A 15,512-nucleotide genomic window follows, 5' to 3' on the forward strand; every position below is an offset into this window, starting at 1 on the left:
CCGCAGAGCAGGAGCCGATGGCCTGGCGGGCGAACGCGACGACGACCTGGACGCCGCCTGCACCGCGAACCGACAGCTCATGGCTAGCCTCAGAAGCTCGATGGACAAGTCCTGATCTCACTGCTTGATGGATGACAAGAACGGCAGACTGGGATCCATGGACTCAGGACTCGCCGCACTGTTAGGCGCCGCCGTCGGTTCCGCCACCACCCTCGGGGCCGCGATCGTGAACGGCCGTGCTCAGGCACGGTCCCAGCACGCCCAGTGGAGCCGCCAGCACCGCCGCGACGCATACGCCGGTTACCTCAGCGCCCTTCATGACCGCGACATCGCCATGGACGCCGTCCTCGATGCCCTGCGTTCAGGCGAGCCCGACTTGACCGACATCGACGAGAAGATACGCCGCTTCATCACCCTGGCCCGCGAGGTCCACCGCGCTGGCGAAGTCGTCATCCTCGAAGGGCCGGCTGCGCTCGCGGAAGTCGCGGAACGAGTCACCCACGCCTCCAGCGATCTCTCATACGTCATGCGACGGATGGCCGAGAACGCCCACGCGGGAGACACCGCCCGCAAAGCCGAAGACTCCGCCCTCGCCGCTGAACGAGAGCGAGTCCTCTATCAAGCAGTCAAGGACTTCCGCCTTGCAGCCCGCAGCACCATCGGCAAGACGAACTGACCCATGTGAGGCACGGCATCGCGCCCATCCAGGCGATCAAGCACAAAGCCGTCCCCTGTTCAAGCCGCCCTCCGCTGGAGCCTGCACCCGAACACGCACCGCGGGGTCTGTGACTCTGGGACAGGGGAGAGGCGCTGTCCGCTCCGGATCACCGGAATAAATACCTCCTGGCCTCGATTGTTCGTTCGCAGTGATCAAGGTGGGGCGGGGAGGCTCGTGAGCAACTTGAAGGTCTTCAGGGTGAGCGGCGGGCAGGCGACGGAGGTACCGGGGGCGGCCGTGGGGGTGGAGGTCGAGCTGCAGCGGTTGATCGAGGCCAACATGGAGGCGATGCTCGGCATCCGATTCCTGGCGACCGAGTACCGCACCGGCCGTCACGGTGGACGGATCGACTCCCTTGGCCTGGACGAGAACGGTACGCCGGTCATCGTCGAGTACAAGCGCAACCGGGACCAGAACGTCATCAACCAGGGGCTCTCGTACCTGTGGTGGCTCCACGACCACCACCACGAGTTCGAGAGCCTGGTCCGGGAGAGGCTCGGAGACCAGGTTGCCGGCGAGATCGACTGGAGCGCGCCTCGGATCGTCTGTGTCGCCGGGGCCTTCACACGCCATGACACCGTGGCGGTGGAGATGATCGGCCACCGGATCGACCTGGTGACGTACCGGGTCTTCGAGGACGTTCTCACACTGCAGCTCATCGCGTCGGCCGGCAGCACCCGCACCTCTGCGCGGGGTGGAGCGTCGGGATCGGTCCGCGCCGCGTCGGCGGCGCCGAAATCGGTCCAGCAGTACCTCGACGAGTCGCCCGAGGAACTGAAGGAGCTGTACGCGGACCTCGACGAGCTGCTGCTGTCGCACCGGGACGTACTCAAGGAGCCCCAGCTCCACTACATCGCCTACCGGCGGATCATGAACGTCGCCACGGTGCGCCTGCAGCCGCGCAAGAGACACATCGTGGTCAACCTGAGGCTAGACCCGAAAGAGGTCGAGCTGCGGGAGGGCTTTTCCCGGGACATGCGCGGCCTGGGGGCCCTCGGAATCCGTGACGGCGTCGAGGTGCGGATCGGCTCGCGCGAGGACCTCGCACGAGCGACCGACCTGATCCAGCGAAGCATCGAGGCGACGTAGGTCCCCCGTACGGCGAAGGGCGGTTGTTCCACCAGCGTGGTGGAACAACCGCCCTTCGCTGTGTTCTGGGCCTGCCGTCTGGGGCGTCTCAGTCTCATTCCTCGGGCCCGGCGAGTTCGAAGTCGTCCTGGGTCAGCGCGCCTCGCAGCCGCTGCTCGGCGATGTTCGCGTAGTGCTCGGAGAGTTCGACGCCGATGAACTTGCGGCCCTCACGCAGGGCTGCGACGCCGGTCGTACCGGAGCCGGTGAAGGGGTCGAGGACGGTTCCGCCCGGCGGGCAGATCCGCACCAGCTCCCGCATCACCTCCACGGGCTTCTGTGTGATGTGCACGCGGTCCTTCCGGGGCTGGCTCGCGGTGTAGAGGCCGGGCAGATAGACGGGGTTCCGGTCGGGGTCGACAGGGCCCTTTGTGCCCCAGACGATGTACTCGCAGGACTGCTTGAGTCGGCCCTTCTGCGGTCGGGAGACCGGCTTGTGCCACGAGGCGATGCCGCGCCAGGTCCAGCCGGCGGCCTGGAGCGCGTCGGTGGTGGTGGGAAGTTGCCTCCAGTCGGTGAAGACGAGCGCGGCGCCGGACTCGGCGGTGGCCCGGTAGGACTCGGTGAGCAGGAGGGTGAGCCAGAAGGCGTACGAACGCTGGTCACGGTTCTCGCCCGGGAAGTTGGCGAGGTCGTGCTCGGCGTCGCCCGAGGTGTACTTCGCGCGGGCGCTGCGGCCGGTTCGTTCGCCGCTGGTTCGGCCACCGCTGTTGTAGGGCGGGTCCGTGATGACGGCATCGACGCTGTTGTCGGGGATGCCGGCGAGGGCGGTCAGCGCGTCGCCTCGATGCAGGGTGTACGGCATTGCGCGGTTCTCTCTTTCCGCAGGAACGGTCGTGCGCGTGATTCCGTGCTCCCGGAATTCTGCGCACGTCGGCGTGAGTCGCTCCCGGAGGCAGCAGAAGCCGCCTGAGGAGAGCGATGGGCTGGAGAGTAGCCACCATCCCCGGCCGCACCTAATGACGCTCTGCCGCCATATGACGGGCCACGACTGCCAGGTGAGGCGTCGTTTGGTGCGGCCGGAATTCGTCCCTACAGTCTCGCCTTGTTCGACGGACGGGGCTCAGCTCCCGGCCTGTTGAGCTGTGCTGATGCGTGTCGCCTCGTCCAAGTGGTGACACGGACGGCAGTCGCGAATCGGCCTGACTTTTCGGTGATGGGGTTTCTCCGTGTGGCGTGTGAGATTAAGAGCGCGGCTGGCTGCCGTTCTCCAGTAAAGGGTTTCCACGGGTCGGGAGTTAGCCGCTCCCGACCCTGGGTTCCCCATTCCCTGACCTCAGGGTTGTGAATTTCTGACCGGTGCGGTGCCGGTGACCTTTTCGACGAGAACGCTGGTGCCGCGCTGCCTACGAGTAAGGAGCTGCTGATGCAGCATGCCCAGGCACGCCCTTCCCCGGAGTCCGACTCCCGCGCCCTCCGCTTGGCGGACGGCCCGCGACTGTGAAGGCGGGCGCGGCGATAGTCGGAACCGTGGCTCTCGGCCCGCTGCTGCTGATCGCCCCGCTCGCGATGGCTCTGGCCGGCGCGGGCAGCGCCCAGGCCGCCTGCGTGGGCGGCGATGCACAGGCTGTGGATTCCGCAGCGGTCGCCAAGCAGGTGGAGTCGATCCTCAAGGGAGACGGCAAGGCCACGGTGTCGGTCCCGGGCCTGGACGATCCCGCGGAGCAGATCCCGAACGCCAAGACGATCCAGGCCACCGGCGTCGCCATGAAGGTGTCGGCCAGGGGCCAGCTCGTTGCCCTGGCCACGGCCCTACAGGAGTCGGGGCTGCGGAATCTGGACTACGGCGACCGGGATTCGCTCGGTCTCTTCCAGCAGCGTCCCAGCCAGGGCTGGGGAACGGCCCAGCAGGTTCGCGATCCGGTGCACGCCTCCACGAAGTTCTACGAGGCGCTGCTGAAGGTCTCGGGCTGGCAGTCCATGACCGTCACGCAGGCGGCACAGGCGGTCCAGAAGAGCGGCTTCCCCGACGCGTACGCCAAGTGGGAGCCACTGGCCACGGCCCTGCAGAAGGCCATCGCCACGTCGCTGTCGGCGGAGTCGAGTTCCGGCGGGGGCGACAAGGGCGAGCAGACGGACGCGGTGCCCGGCGGGTGCGGCACCGGCGAGGACGGGGCCAAGTTCGGTCCAATCCCCGCGGGCTCCGTCCCCAAGGGCTACAAGATTCCAGCCGATGCACCCAAGTCGGTCCGCACCGCCATCCGCTGGGGTCTGGGCCAGCTCGGCACTCCGTATCAGTGGGGCGGCGCGTGCAACGATCCGCACGGCCAGGACCCGATGGGCCGCTGCGACTGCTCGTCCCTGATGCAGATGTCGTACAAGGCCGGCGGTATCTCGATCTCCCGGACGACGTACACGCAGGTCAAGGAGGGCAAGGCGGTCAGCGTCGACGCCCTCAAGCCGGGCGATCTCCTCTTCACCCGCGGCACGGCCCAGGTCCCTGAGCACGTAGGGATGTTCATCGGTGATGGCCTGATCCTGCACGCGCCGCGCACTGGTGACGTGGTCAAGATCTCGACCCTCGCCGACTGGCGGCCGGACGTCCTCGCCGCTCGCCGGGTCATCTGACACCTGGCCGTTCCCCTCCCCTTCCTCTCCACCCTTCCGGGCCCTCGCGTGCCCAAATTCGTACTGGAGTTCCAATGAAGCTCATTCAGCACGCCCAGATGCTGGCGTACAACCCCGGCGTCACGCCGAGCGAGGGCGGCCTGCCTGGTCTCGACGTCCTGAAGAAGGTCATGGGCAGCATCAACCTGTTCGGCATCATCGCCACGGTCGGCGCTCTCGCGATCTCCGCCATCGTCTGGGCCTGGGGCCACCACAGTGGCGGCCACCAGGCCGAGGCGAACGGCAAGAAGGGCACGGTCGTCGCCGCCGGCTGCGCTCTGCTGCTTGGCGCGGCCAACGGCGTCGTCGCGTTCTTCTCGGCGATGGGAACGCAGGTTCACTAATGCCGAAGGAACGCTTCTCTTCCGCCAGGGCTCGGCGGCATGGCACCACGTCCTCGGTCCTGCGCCGCGCCGCGATAGGCGGCATCGTCCTCGCCGTCCTGCTGGCCGTCGCTGGCCTGATCGCGTACGTCACCCGTGCGGAGAGCCCGGCCGCACCGAAGTCCACCCCCGCGCCGGCGTCCTCCTCGGTCTCTCCCTCCCCGGCCGCCACCGCGCACGCCGAGGTGGCGATGGCCTCCCCGCCCAGGACGACCGATCCGATCGAGTTCGCCAAGACCGCCACCAAAGTCCTGTGGACGTACGACACCCGGTCCTTCTCTCAGGCCGAGCACATGGCCGGCCTCAAGCGGTGGATGACCGACGAGAAGAAGTACGCCGACTGGAAGTCGGTCTCGGACCAGGTGCCCAGCCCGGTGCTGTGGTCGCGGATGCACGACAACGGGCAGTACGCCAGCGCCACGGTCGGCGAGGGCCACTTCCCGCAGGCGTTCAAGACCGCCCTGGCTCAGGACCCCGGTGCGATCACCGAGGCGTACGTCTACGCCGTCACGGTCACCGGCAAGCAGGCCATCACCTGGAAGGGCTCCGGTGCCGGAGCCGAGTCCCGCTCGACGACCCTCGCAGTCCAGTGCCGACCGGACCGCGACTGTGCCCTCGTCGGGGTCCTGCCGAGCGTCGCGCCGTGATCGTCCTCAACCTGTGTAAGGAGGTTCCCTCATGGGGGCTTGTGACCTTCCTCTGATGAGTACGGTCTGCGACACCGTCGGCGGCGTGGTCGGCGCGACCGGCGAAGCCGTCACCGACGGCATCGGTGCCTGGATCGCCAAGTCGATGGGCGAGATGGCCCAGGCCGCGGCGGACCTGGCCTCGAAGGCCGTCGACAAGACCACGGCCATCGATCTCAACGCCGAGTGGTTCAGGAGCAACTACGAGCTGATCCTGCCCATCGGCCTCATCCTGACCGTCGGCACGTTCTGCCTGCAGCTCACCCGCGCCGCATGGCGCCGGGACGAACGCGCCCTCGCGCAGGCGGTGTACGGCACCGTGGCCGGAGTTCTGTTCGCCTTCGCCGCCATCGCCTGCACGACCGTCGCGATCACCGTGGTCGACGCGCTCAGCGCGGGCCTGTTCAAGGCGGCCAACAGCTCCGTGGACGACGCGGTGCGCCGCATCATCAAGGTCAACGAGCTGGGGGCGATGTACGGCCTGGGCTGGGGCGTCCCCGCAATCGTCGCACTCGGCTGCGCGGTGGGCGCGTTCCTCTACTGGGCGGTGATGGTCGCCCGCAAGGTCGGCATCCTGGTCCTGGTTACCCTGGCCGTGTTCGCCGGGGCCGGCGGCGGCTGGGAGGTCGCGCGGCGCTGGCGGCGCGGCTGGATCGAGGCGACCAGCACCCTGATCGTCTCCAAGCTCCTGATGACGATCGTGTTCCTGCTGGGTGTCTCGGCCATGGGCAAGACCGATGCGAGCGACGGGCTCAGCGCCCTATCGGACGCGATCGCGGGCATCGTCGTGATGGTGCTGGTGCTGCTCTGCCCCTACGCCACGTACAAGTTCGTGCACTGGGCGGCCGATGGCGGCGGCCACGACGATCTGCACCGCACCGGTGTCGCGGGTATGGCGGTCGCCGCAGGTGCGGCGAAGACGGCGGGGCAGCTCGCGGTGCAGGCGGGCACGGGGATGCGGGCTCCGCAGGGGCCGGCGAAGGTGCCTGGCCAGGGCTCGGGCGGTGTCGCGTCCGGGATCGATCCGACCGGCGGGTCCGGTGGGGACGCCGAGCCGAAGCAGACCCACTTCCGCTTCGGTGAGGACCCGGGCGCGACCGGCGACAAGGGCCGTGCGTTGATCCGTCGCCCTCCGACGGACGGCGACCGCGGAGTCCCGCTCATCCGGCGCGCCGGTGAGAGCCAGGCGGCCGACTCGGCGCCGGCGGTCTCCGGGCCGACACCACAGGGCGCCTCGGTCACGCCGCCGCAGGTCACACACCTGGACCCGCCCGCACCGCAGCGCAGCGGTCCGCCTCCCCAGGGTGGCGCCACCCCGCAGCGGTGGATCTATCCCGGACCAGCGGATCAGTCGGGCTCGTAGCCCGCGGCTGACGGGGCGGGCCGAGCTTCGGCCCGGCCCGCCCCGTCTTCCTCCTCTTCCTTCTCTTCACATTCCAAGGACGGCTTCGCCATGCTCCCTGACGCTTCCCACCCTGATGGTCCGGCCACGGTCAAGTTCCCTCACCGCTCGCGCCGGGGCGTGCTGCTCGGCCTCTCGGCCCCTCAGCTGATCGCCGTCGCGGCCTGCGGTCTGCTCCTGCTCGGGGTGCTGCTCACCTCCGGCGTGACGGGGGCACTCAAGCTCGTACCTCTGTGGGCCCTCGTCCTCGCGGCGGTCTTCGTCCGCCACCGCGGGCGCGCGCTCGCCGACTGGGCCCCGATCGCGACCCGATACGCGCTCCGTCGCTTCCGCGGTCAGCTGATCTGGCTCACCCGCCCCTCCCGCCGACCGCGGCGAGAAGGTCTTCTCCACCTGCCCGGCACGGCCGCGTCCCTGCGGGTGGTCACCTCGCCGGACGGCCACCTCGGCGCGGTTCACGATCCGCACCAGGCCACCTTGACCGCCGTGGTGAAGGTCTCCTCCCGTGCCTTCGCCCTGCTCGACCCCGCCACCCAGACCGGCAATGTTTCCGGCTGGGGCCGCACCCTGGCCGCGCTCGCACGCACCGGGCACATCGCCCGCGTCCAGGTCCTGGAGCGCACTGTCCCCGACTCCGGCGATGCGCTCAACCGCTATTGGCACGAGCACGGAAATGCCCAGGCCCCGCTCGCCGGACCGATCTACGGCGACCTGCTGGCCGCCGCCGGCCCTGCCGCCGCACCCCACGAGGCGTACGTCGCTCTCGCCCTCGATCTCAAGGCGGCCCGGCGCCTGGTCAACCAGGCCGGCGGCGGGCTCACGGGTGCCTTCGCCGTTCTGGGCCAGCTCGCCTCGACTTTCGACCAGTCCGCCCGTACCTCCGGCCTGATGCCCGGGGGCTGGCTGCCCGCGCACGAGATCGCCGCCGTGATCCGCACCGCCTACGACCCCAAGGCGTCGCCCGCCCTCGACCGGTGGTCCGCCTCGGGCCGTCCGCAGGCCGACCCCGCTGCCGCCGGGCCGGTCGTCCTCGTCGAGAAGGCCGACCGAATCCAGACCGACTCCGCCCACCACGCCACCTTCTGGATCGAGAACTGGCCGCGCATCGAGACCAGCCCCGGCTTCCTCCACCAGCTCCTGTTCACCACCGGCGTGCGCCGCACCCTCTCGCTGACCTACGAGCCCAAGGGACTGGACGCCGCCCTCAAGGACGTACAGCGCAAGAAGGCCACCGTGATCGCGGACGCCGCCGAGCGGGCCCGCAAGGGCCAGGTCGACTCCGAGGAGGACTCGGTCGAGTACGCCGACATCAAGCAGCGCGAGCGCCAGCTCATCGCCGGACACGCCGATGTCGCACTCACCGGCCTGCTCACCGTGAGCGCGGACACCAGCGAAGAACTCAACGCCGCCTGCGCCGCCATCGAGACCGCGGCCGTCGCCGCCCTCGTCGACCTGCGCCTGCTGACCTGGCAGCAGGCCGAAGCCTTCACCAACGCCGCCCTGCCGCTCGCCCGCCCGTAGCGCAGCCAAGCACCACCGACCGCGCTCTACCGAAGGGCACCCCCATGCCGACCGAGCCCCTGCCCGAACTAGCTCCGGACTTCGTCCCGTTCGCCACCGCCGCACTCGACTTCCACCGGGCCCTCAACATGCCCGTCGCCCCGGTCGCCGCCAGCCGCACCGAACTGGACTCCCTGCACACCCACCTGGTCGCCCTGTACGGGCTGCTGGACGCGCACACCGCGCGGACCTCTCCCGTGGCCGCCGCCGAAGGTGACCACCTGAGGGCCTGCCGCATCCGGCTGTGGCAGGCAGCCGAGCACCTCCACGCCGCCTACCACGCGGCCCCGCAGCCGGTCACCGGCCGCCTCCCCACGCGCGAGGCGTGCCGGGCCCGTCTGCCCGAGGGCGCCCCCGACCTCACCGTGTGCCAGCGCCACCTGGCCACCGCCGCCCGCGTCCGCCGTGACCACACCCCGGCCGACCTGCGCGACCCCTTCACCGGCCTCACCCGCCACTGACCACCGGAGCACCACCGCCATGCACACCCGAACCACCCGCGCCAGCGCCAGCCCGCTGTTCGTCCCCCGCAAGACCGACCGCCGCACGGCCCGCGCCGCCCGCGACCAGTTCGCCGCCGCCCGCGACAAGGCCCGCCACGCCGCCCGGCCCGAAGCGCGCCGCGTCGAGACCGGCATCGATCCCGAGCTGCGCGCCACCTACCCGGCCGCTGGCCGCCCCGGTCCCGCCTCCACTCGCGGCGGCCGTCTCAAACTCCCCGCCCACCGGATGACCACCGCCACCGCGTCCGGCGCCTACCCCTTCCTCGCCGAGGGCGGACTGGGCGCCCAGGGCATCTACGTCGGCCGCGACGTGCACGCCGAAGCCGCCTTCACCTACGACCCGTTCGCGCTCTACGGGCGGCTCGACGGCTTCACGAATCCGAACATCCTGCTCGCCGGTGTCATCGGCATGGGCAAGTCCGCCCTGGCCAAGTCCCTCGCCGTACGCGCCGTGGCCTTCGGCTACCGCATCTACGTGCCCTGCGACCCCAAGGGCGAATGGACCGTGGTCGCGCAGGCCCTGGGCGGGCAGACCATCGCGCTGGGCCCCGGCCTTCCCGGCCGGCTGAATCCGCTGGACGCTCCCGCCCAGCCATACGGCGTCAGCCAGGAAGACTGGGCGGGCGAGGTCCGCAAGCGGCGCCTGCTTCTCCTCGGCTCGCTCGCGAAGACGGTCCTGCGGCGCGACCTGCACCCCATGGAGCACACTGCCCTGGACGTGGCACTCGACCACGCCGTCGCACGCGCCGAAGCAGCCGGGACCACCCCGCTGCTCGGTGACGTGGCGTACGTACTCGGATCGCCCGAGCGGCTCGACGTCGCGCTCGGTGACCTGTCCGGACGCCTCGGGCGGGCGGCCGAGGACCTGGCCCACGCGCTTCGACGCCTCGTGCACGGCGACCTGGCCGGCATGTTCGACGCGCCGAGCACCGTCGCTTTCGACCCGGCCGCGCCGATGCTCTCCATCGACCTGTCCCGGCTCGGCGGCGCCGGCGACGACACCGCGCTCGTCCTGGCGATGACCTGCGCCTCCGCGTGGATGGAGTCCGCGCTCGCCGACCCCACCGGCGGCCGACGCTGGGTGATCTACGACGAGGCATGGCGCGTGATGCGCCACGTGGCCCTGTTGGAACGCATGCAGAGCCAGTGGAAGCTCAGCCGAGGACTCGGCATCGCCAACATGATGGTGATCCACCGCCTCAGCGACCTGCTCACCGCGGGCGACGCCGGCTCCCGGGGCCGCGCGCTCGCCGAGGGCCTTCTCACTGACTGCTCCACCCGCATCATCTACCGCCAGGAAGCCGACCAACTCGGTTCCGCTGCCGCCCTGCTGGGCCTTACCGGCGTCGAGACCCAGGCCGTCTCCGCCCTCACCAAGGGGCGCGGCCTGTGGAAAGTCGCGAGCCGGTCGTTCATCACTCAACATCTGCTCCACCCGCACGAGCGTGAGCTGTTCGACACGGACGCCCGGATGCATACCAAAAGCGCCGAGTTCACGAAAACTGAAGCGCCGTTGGTGCCCGTCCGGCGCCGTGAGGTGCGGTGATGAGTCTAGGTGAGGTCCTGAGTTCCAGTCGGCAACCGCTCGGACTCGGTTTCGGGGTCGGCCTTGGCGAGGGCCAGGGTGTAACGCATGGCCGCGTCGATTCCGATGCCGAAAAAGTCGCAGATGCGGCGGACGTCGCCGCCGGTCGCGAAGATCTCCTGAAGGATGCGGTCCTCGCGGAGAGCCTGTGGTTTCACACCGAGGCTCCGCCAGGCGTAGAGCTTGCTGGTGGGAGTGGTCCGCGGGGCGGTCTTGCGGTTGATGATCAGGTGGGGGTTCAGGGTGCTGGGCCAGGTCCGTGCCCGGTGGTCGAGGTAGCCGGTGAGTCGGGTCAGGACCGGCCCTGCGAGCGGAATGATCTTCTCTCCGAGGGTGAGTTTGCCGTCGCTGATGTCCGTGAGCTGGATCGCGGCGAGTTGCGGGCCGGTGAGTCCGTGGAAGGCGACCAGCGCGACGGCCAGGGCAACGGTGATGTCGGGCGAGTTGAGCGCGTCGCGGATCTTCGCGGTGTCGAGAGGCGTGGGGATGGTGATGTTGCTTCGGGCGACAGGGACACCTCTGGTGGGGTTGGTGAAGACCTTCTTGCGGGCCTTGAGGATGGCGAAGAGCGAGCGAAGGCCCTGATCGGCGAAGAGGCGGTTGGCCCCTTCGGGCGGAAGTGCCTCGATGAAGTCCTGTCTGCTGATCTCGGCGAGCGAGGCGTGTCCCTGGTCGGCCCATCGATGCCAGATCGGGGCCATGCCCTGGATGTGGAGGTGAATGGTCTGCTCGTGGCGGGGACGTCGCCGCGGGGCGGTGGCACTGCCCTTCAGCATGATGCCGAACCACAGCTGCAGTTGCCCGGCCATCTCCAGGGGCAGGCCGGTGGTCTTCTTCGCGAAGTACCGCTCGACGGCCGTGATCCGGTCGTCGACCAGGAGGCCAGCGGCGGCGAGGATCTCCAATGTCGAGGTCTGGGTGCCGCCGTACCGGATGCTGGCGGCGACGTCGCTGGCCAGGATCTTCGCGCCCGGCCAGTCCTGCAGAGCATCCAGCAGTTTGAGCGTGTGGACGACGCTGTTGGTCTGGCGTCGCGTCCACGCGTGCCGCTCGGCATGGTCGCGCAGGACGGGCTCGCAGTATCGCAGCAGCCTGGAGTCGCCGGTCAACGCTCGGTCCTTGATGGCACCCTGGCCGGGAGGCATGCGGAACAGCAGCAGCTGGCGTGCGTCGGTGATGGTCCGGGGCAGCGCCGGCGGCCGATTCATGTGCAGCTCGCGAGCTCGGGCGGCCCGCCGCCGGGCGGCTCCGGTCTTGTCGTACTGGAGGTTGGCGAGGAAGAGCTGCTGCCCGTGATGGTTGGAGGTCTCCAGGTTGGGGGCCCGGCCAGGTTGCTGATGCAGTCGGGCGTTCTCCCAGCACAGCCGGCAGGCGCCCTGGCCGTTGATCCGGCTCTCGCGCCCGCAGAACTCGCAGGCGTCGACGGGATAGTGGGTGAACCACCAGCGGCAGCTCCAGCACTGCCAGCTGTTGGAGCGGTAAACGCCCCAGGCCAGACAGCCCCGGCAGGAGCCGACGTGGAGCGGGGCTCCGGGATGGCAGCGGATGCACAGTCCCTGGCTGAAGTAGTCCAGGCTGTCGCAGGCCCGGCACGGCGGCGGTGTGATCGGTCCGCCGGGAAGGCAGAAGTAGCAGAAGTCCATCCTCGGCTTGGTCCAGGCGACGCGGTTGACCTGGCACACCGCGCACTTCGGGGGCGGTGGGGTGCTCATAGCGGCGGCTGCGAGCGCGGACGGCCGAACCGCGGCGCGACGACCGGACCCGCGTCGGAGGCCGCGGCGCTGTCCTGCTGCGGCGGCCGGCGGGCCGCGACCTTCTCCGGTTCGCGGATCAGCAGCGCGGTCGGATCGCAGTCCAGGACCGCACAGATCACGTCCAGGTCGTCCAGGCGGATCGAGGTCGGTGTGCCGGTCCACAGCGCCGACATCTTGCCCGCACTGATCTCGAGCCCGGCCTCCGCCAGGAGTCGGCGCATCTCGGTGGACTTCCAGATGCCGCGCTCGGCGGCCTTCAGCCGCAGGTTCCACTGCACGGGTTCACACCTCTCCCAGACGTGCTTCGAGCCGCTCGTTCGCACTCATCCAGGCTCTCTCGACGTGCTCGCTGTGGACGTGGATGTAGCGCGTGGTCGTCGACAACCACTCGTGGCCGAGGAGTTCTTGCAGAGCCTTCAGATCCATCCCGTCCCCGTAGAGAGAGGAGGCACAGTAATGCCGCAGGACATGGGGCGTGAGCCTTCCCGCCCAGGCCGGCAGCCACAACTCGGTCGCGCCAGCCAAGCCGGCACGCAGGGAACTGTGGTTGATCCGCGTACAGTTCCTGGTGAGCTCGTCGCGGCGTTCGCTGGGCAGCAGCGGGGCGTCGGGATGGGCCCAGTCGGGTCCGAACTGATGGCGTACGTCGGTGAGCCACCAGTCGATCAGGCGGTCTGCACCGTTGATCGCCGGGACCAGCCGGGGCTTGGGCCCGCGGCCACGGCTGCCCTTGCCGTGGCGGACGTGGAGCTTGCCGAACGTACCCAGGTCGGGGCGCCAGTCGCGGATGTCGAGCATGCGTGCCTCGTTGATCCGCAGCCCCAGGCGGCGCCACAGCGAGGCCGCGAAGTAGTTCCGGGCGGCCGGCAGGTACTTGCGGGCCTCGGCGACCGACGTCCGCCACTGCCCGAAGAGCTGATCGACCTCCGCGTCGGAGGGCGGGATCCGCAGGTTGGCGAAGACCGGACTCCTGGGACGGTTGTACTCGTCGATCGGCTGCTGGACCACGGAGCCGGTCAAGGCGTGGATGTCGCCCTGGTACCGGCTGATCACGAAGTCGTAGAAGTGGGCGAGCATGCCGGCCTTGCCCGCCCGCGTGCTGTGGGCCCGCCCCTCCAGACGCTGACTCGTCAGGAAGCGGTCGGCGTCGTCGCACGATGCAGTCCACAGCGGGCCGCTGAGGGCCTGTGCGAACTCGAAGATGGCCGTCCGCGCGTTGCCGATGTGACTGTCGGTCAGGTTGGCCGCAGCCATGGACAGCGCGAACTGATCAACGATCTCTTGCTCGAAGTCCTCGACGTCGCGCTGCGTCCGCAGCGCGCGAGCCGAGGAGATGTTCCGGATGACTGCCAGTGCCATGGGCCGCTCAGTTCAGCGAGACAACGACTGAGTCGAGATTACTGGCAGAACTTCAGGATTTCCGACGAACCATCAAAGTTCCCCATCCAGGCTGGGCATCCCATGCCACCTGGCCTGCAGCCCACTCCCACCGCCCCCAGCCCTGAACGAACTCAGCGGCCTACAGACATGAGCCGTCCGCTCCCGTTCACGCCATCCCCCCGGGGGAGCCGGCCCGCCCCGGCTCCCCTCCCCCGTCGTCACATCACGCCCTCCGCACTGGAAGTCGCCCCACCATGCATCTGAAGCGCACGATCCGTCGCGGCCTGCGCCGCCTCGTCCAGCTCTACGCCGACGCCGCCCGCGCCCACACCGCGCACGGCCGCGCCTCCGTGGTCACCATCCCGCCCGATCCCGTGGACGCGACGCGACGAGGTACCGACCGACGCCCTGACGTGCACGACGAGGGCGAGACCCGCTGTGGCTGAGCTGGCCTGGATCACGCTGGGCAAGCACCCGCAGCTCGGACTCACCGCCTCCACCGTCAACGACGACTTCGGCTCCGCGCACCGGCTGTTGCTCGATGCCGGTTTCTCTACCGGGCATCCCGACTTCGCCTATGTCCTCGGCGACAACCATCCGGACGAGGTCCGAGCGACGCTCCAGCAGCTCTACGACACCGTGGCCAGCCACTACGTCGCCATCGACGACGCCTCGCTTGACGAAGCTGTGCCCACGAACCTGGCGCCGCCGCGTGGTTCAGAGCCCGGGCACCAGTCGGCCCCGTCACCGCGCCAGCCGGACGCGCGGGCCGATCTCGCGGAGTTCACCGAGGAGCTGTCGGCCCGGCTCCCCGGCTCCTGGACTGTCGCCCGCCACGAGCATCAGGCGGCGGACGAAGGCCAGATCCCGCTCAGCGAACGGGTCTGGGACTACGGACACGTGAGCTGGGTCCTCTCCGAATTCACCCCGCGTCGAAGCGCGGTGCTCACCAGTGACTCGGGCATCGAGCTCCTGATCACCGACCGCCCCCTGCGCAAGCACGAGTTCCTCGTCGCCGCGTTCGAGCCACGAGGCACCGGGGTCGACACGACCACCAAGACACCCAACGGCATCGTCGTGAGCAACGACCCTGTGCGAGCGGCCTCCCGAGTGACAAACCGCCTGCTGCCCCGGTACCAGGAGGCCGTCCGCGAGACCCGGCTCAGTCAGGTCGCCAAGTCGGTGGCTGCCGGCCAGCGCGTCCTGGCCGAATGGGACGCGGTCTCGGACAGCCTGTGCGATGCCGATCACTGGCCGCTCGACGAGCGGTACGGCCTGCGCCAGCAGGTGCGGGACGCGGAGATGTGGGTGCAGTTCGCTCCCTTCCTCGAGCACGGTCCCGCCCTGGTCGCGCACGCCGAACAGGCCCTTCCGCTCCTTGACCCCGCCGAGCGTGCGGCCGGGCACTGGACGTACCGGCTTCGGAGCCTGCGCGAGGCGCTGACGGGCGGCACCCGCGTACAGGCGGAATTCCAGGTGGTCGCCGAAGCACTGCTGCCCGACCACCCGCGCTCCAAGGCGGTCTTCGCGGACGCCGTGAGCATGCGCAACGCCGAGGGCTGGCACTACGCCCTGACCTGGACGGACAACGCCGGCGTCCTCGTCGACATGGCGCGAGCCGAGAAGGCACTGCCCACACCACCGCCCCGCCCCCTCCGTGTGCGGCCGGCCCGGTCGGTACGGGCCGAGGCCGCCCGCGCCTGGTCACCGCACGCCGCTCGCCAGATCACCACGGCGATCGAGACGAACGCCGGTCCGCCGGCCATCCGCTTCTTCAACTCCAGCAGGCCACCGCGAACCCGCTGA

Annotated in this window: 15 protein-coding genes; 11 read left to right on the plus strand and 4 right to left on the minus strand. The window is 69.7% G+C overall.

All coding sequences use genetic code 11. The features are described from left to right. Positions 1 to 157: 157 nt before the first annotated feature. Positions 158 to 676 (plus strand): proline dehydrogenase, encoded by a 519-nt coding sequence (locus BKD26_RS14070; protein ID WP_084898490.1) that lies wholly within the window; start codon positions 158 to 160, stop codon positions 674 to 676. A 216-nt stretch (positions 677 to 892) separates the two neighbouring features. Further along, entirely contained in the window at positions 893 to 1,807 is a 915-nt protein-coding gene (locus BKD26_RS14075) for a DUF5655 domain-containing protein (RefSeq protein WP_084898171.1), read from the plus strand. A 94-nt stretch (positions 1,808 to 1,901) separates the two neighbouring features. Here the strand turns inward: BKD26_RS14075 and BKD26_RS14080 are convergent, their stop codons facing one another. Next, the gene (locus BKD26_RS14080; protein ID WP_084898172.1) at positions 1,902 to 2,651 is read right to left on the minus strand and encodes a site-specific DNA-methyltransferase; all 750 of its coding nucleotides are present in this window, start codon (positions 2,649 to 2,651) and stop codon (positions 1,902 to 1,904) included. Positions 2,652 to 3,286: 635 nt separating this feature from the next. Here BKD26_RS14080 and BKD26_RS14085 point away from each other — a divergent pair. The 7 genes from BKD26_RS14085 to BKD26_RS14115 all read left to right on the plus strand — a co-directional run bounded on the left by BKD26_RS14085 (position 3,287) and on the right by BKD26_RS14115 (position 10,533). Continuing rightward, positions 3,287 to 4,414, plus strand: a complete 1,128-nt coding sequence (locus BKD26_RS14085) for a C40 family peptidase (RefSeq protein ID WP_107417847.1) — start codon at positions 3,287 to 3,289, stop codon at positions 4,412 to 4,414. A gap of 74 nt (positions 4,415 to 4,488) precedes the next feature. Further along, entirely contained in the window at positions 4,489 to 4,797 is a 309-nt protein-coding gene (locus BKD26_RS14090; RefSeq protein ID WP_039649441.1) for a DUF6112 family protein, read from the plus strand. Then, entirely contained in the window at positions 4,797 to 5,483 is a 687-nt protein-coding gene (locus BKD26_RS14095; protein WP_084898173.1) for a hypothetical protein, read from the plus strand. The genes BKD26_RS14090 and BKD26_RS14095 overlap by 1 nt, the downstream gene beginning before the upstream one ends. Positions 5,484 to 5,514: 31 nt before the next feature. Then, complete coding sequence (locus BKD26_RS14100; protein WP_084898174.1) at positions 5,515 to 6,885, plus strand: ATP-binding protein; 1,371 nt, start codon at positions 5,515 to 5,517, stop codon at positions 6,883 to 6,885. A 90-nt stretch (positions 6,886 to 6,975) separates the two neighbouring features. Next, positions 6,976 to 8,445, plus strand: a complete 1,470-nt coding sequence (locus BKD26_RS14105) for an SCO6880 family protein (protein ID WP_084898175.1) — start codon at positions 6,976 to 6,978, stop codon at positions 8,443 to 8,445. A 44-nt stretch (positions 8,446 to 8,489) separates the two neighbouring features. After that, a complete protein-coding gene (locus BKD26_RS14110; RefSeq protein ID WP_084898176.1) occupies positions 8,490 to 8,945 on the plus strand; it encodes a DUF6238 family protein in 456 nt (151 codons plus the stop codon). 19 nt (positions 8,946 to 8,964) lie between these two features. Beyond that, on the plus strand, positions 8,965 to 10,533 hold the full coding sequence (locus tag BKD26_RS14115) for an ATP-binding protein (RefSeq protein ID WP_084898177.1): 1,569 nt from the start codon (positions 8,965 to 8,967) through the stop codon (positions 10,531 to 10,533). Positions 10,534 to 10,538: 5 nt separating this feature from the next. Here BKD26_RS14115 and BKD26_RS14120 read toward each other — a convergent pair whose 3' ends face one another. Genes BKD26_RS14120 through BKD26_RS14130 form a run of 3 tightly spaced genes read right to left on the minus strand, consistent with a single transcriptional unit; the run spans position 10,539 to position 13,685 of the window. Continuing rightward, complete coding sequence (locus BKD26_RS14120) at positions 10,539 to 12,284, minus strand: hypothetical protein (RefSeq protein WP_179166531.1); 1,746 nt, start codon at positions 12,282 to 12,284, stop codon at positions 10,539 to 10,541. Further along, on the minus strand, positions 12,281 to 12,604 hold the full coding sequence (locus tag BKD26_RS14125; protein ID WP_084898178.1) for a helix-turn-helix transcriptional regulator: 324 nt from the start codon (positions 12,602 to 12,604) through the stop codon (positions 12,281 to 12,283). Before BKD26_RS14125 ends, BKD26_RS14120 begins: the two co-directional genes overlap by 4 nt. A 4-nt stretch (positions 12,605 to 12,608) precedes the next feature. Next, the gene (locus BKD26_RS14130) at positions 12,609 to 13,685 is read right to left on the minus strand and encodes a tyrosine-type recombinase/integrase (RefSeq protein WP_084898179.1); all 1,077 of its coding nucleotides are present in this window, start codon (positions 13,683 to 13,685) and stop codon (positions 12,609 to 12,611) included. Between the two features lie 275 nt (positions 13,686 to 13,960). Between BKD26_RS14130 and BKD26_RS14135 the strand changes: the two genes are divergently transcribed. Together BKD26_RS14135 and BKD26_RS14140 are read left to right on the plus strand one after the other, a co-directional pair. Further along, complete coding sequence (locus BKD26_RS14135) at positions 13,961 to 14,152, plus strand: hypothetical protein (RefSeq protein WP_084898180.1); 192 nt, start codon at positions 13,961 to 13,963, stop codon at positions 14,150 to 14,152. Next, positions 14,145 to 15,512 carry a hypothetical protein gene (locus BKD26_RS14140; protein WP_084898181.1) on the plus strand — a complete coding sequence of 456 codons (1,368 nt, stop codon included), beginning with the start codon at positions 14,145 to 14,147 and terminating at the stop codon, positions 15,510 to 15,512. Before BKD26_RS14135 ends, BKD26_RS14140 begins: the two co-directional genes overlap by 8 nt.

This window comes from Streptomyces sp. CB03238, assembly GCF_002099185.1.
Lineage (GTDB): Bacteria > Actinomycetota > Actinomycetes > Streptomycetales > Streptomycetaceae > Streptomyces.

Coding starts and splice junctions, on each gene's coding strand:
- BKD26_RS14070 (WP_084898490.1), top strand. CDS start 158: ATGGACTCAGGACTCGCCGCACTGTTAGGCGCCGCCGTCGGTTCCGCC.
- BKD26_RS14080 (WP_084898172.1), bottom strand. CDS start 2,651: ATGCCGTACACCCTGCATCGAGGCGACGCGCTGACCGCCCTCGCCGGC.
- BKD26_RS14090 (WP_039649441.1), top strand. CDS start 4,489: ATGAAGCTCATTCAGCACGCCCAGATGCTGGCGTACAACCCCGGCGTC.
- BKD26_RS14095 (WP_084898173.1), top strand. CDS start 4,797: ATGCCGAAGGAACGCTTCTCTTCCGCCAGGGCTCGGCGGCATGGCACC.
- BKD26_RS14100 (WP_084898174.1), top strand. CDS start 5,515: ATGGGGGCTTGTGACCTTCCTCTGATGAGTACGGTCTGCGACACCGTC.
- BKD26_RS14105 (WP_084898175.1), top strand. CDS start 6,976: ATGCTCCCTGACGCTTCCCACCCTGATGGTCCGGCCACGGTCAAGTTC.
- BKD26_RS14110 (WP_084898176.1), top strand. CDS start 8,490: ATGCCGACCGAGCCCCTGCCCGAACTAGCTCCGGACTTCGTCCCGTTC.
- BKD26_RS14115 (WP_084898177.1), top strand. CDS start 8,965: ATGCACACCCGAACCACCCGCGCCAGCGCCAGCCCGCTGTTCGTCCCC.
- BKD26_RS14120 (WP_179166531.1), bottom strand. CDS start 12,284: ATGAGCACCCCACCGCCCCCGAAGTGCGCGGTGTGCCAGGTCAACCGC.
- BKD26_RS14130 (WP_084898179.1), bottom strand. CDS start 13,685: ATGGCACTGGCAGTCATCCGGAACATCTCCTCGGCTCGCGCGCTGCGG.
- BKD26_RS14135 (WP_084898180.1), top strand. CDS start 13,961: ATGCATCTGAAGCGCACGATCCGTCGCGGCCTGCGCCGCCTCGTCCAG.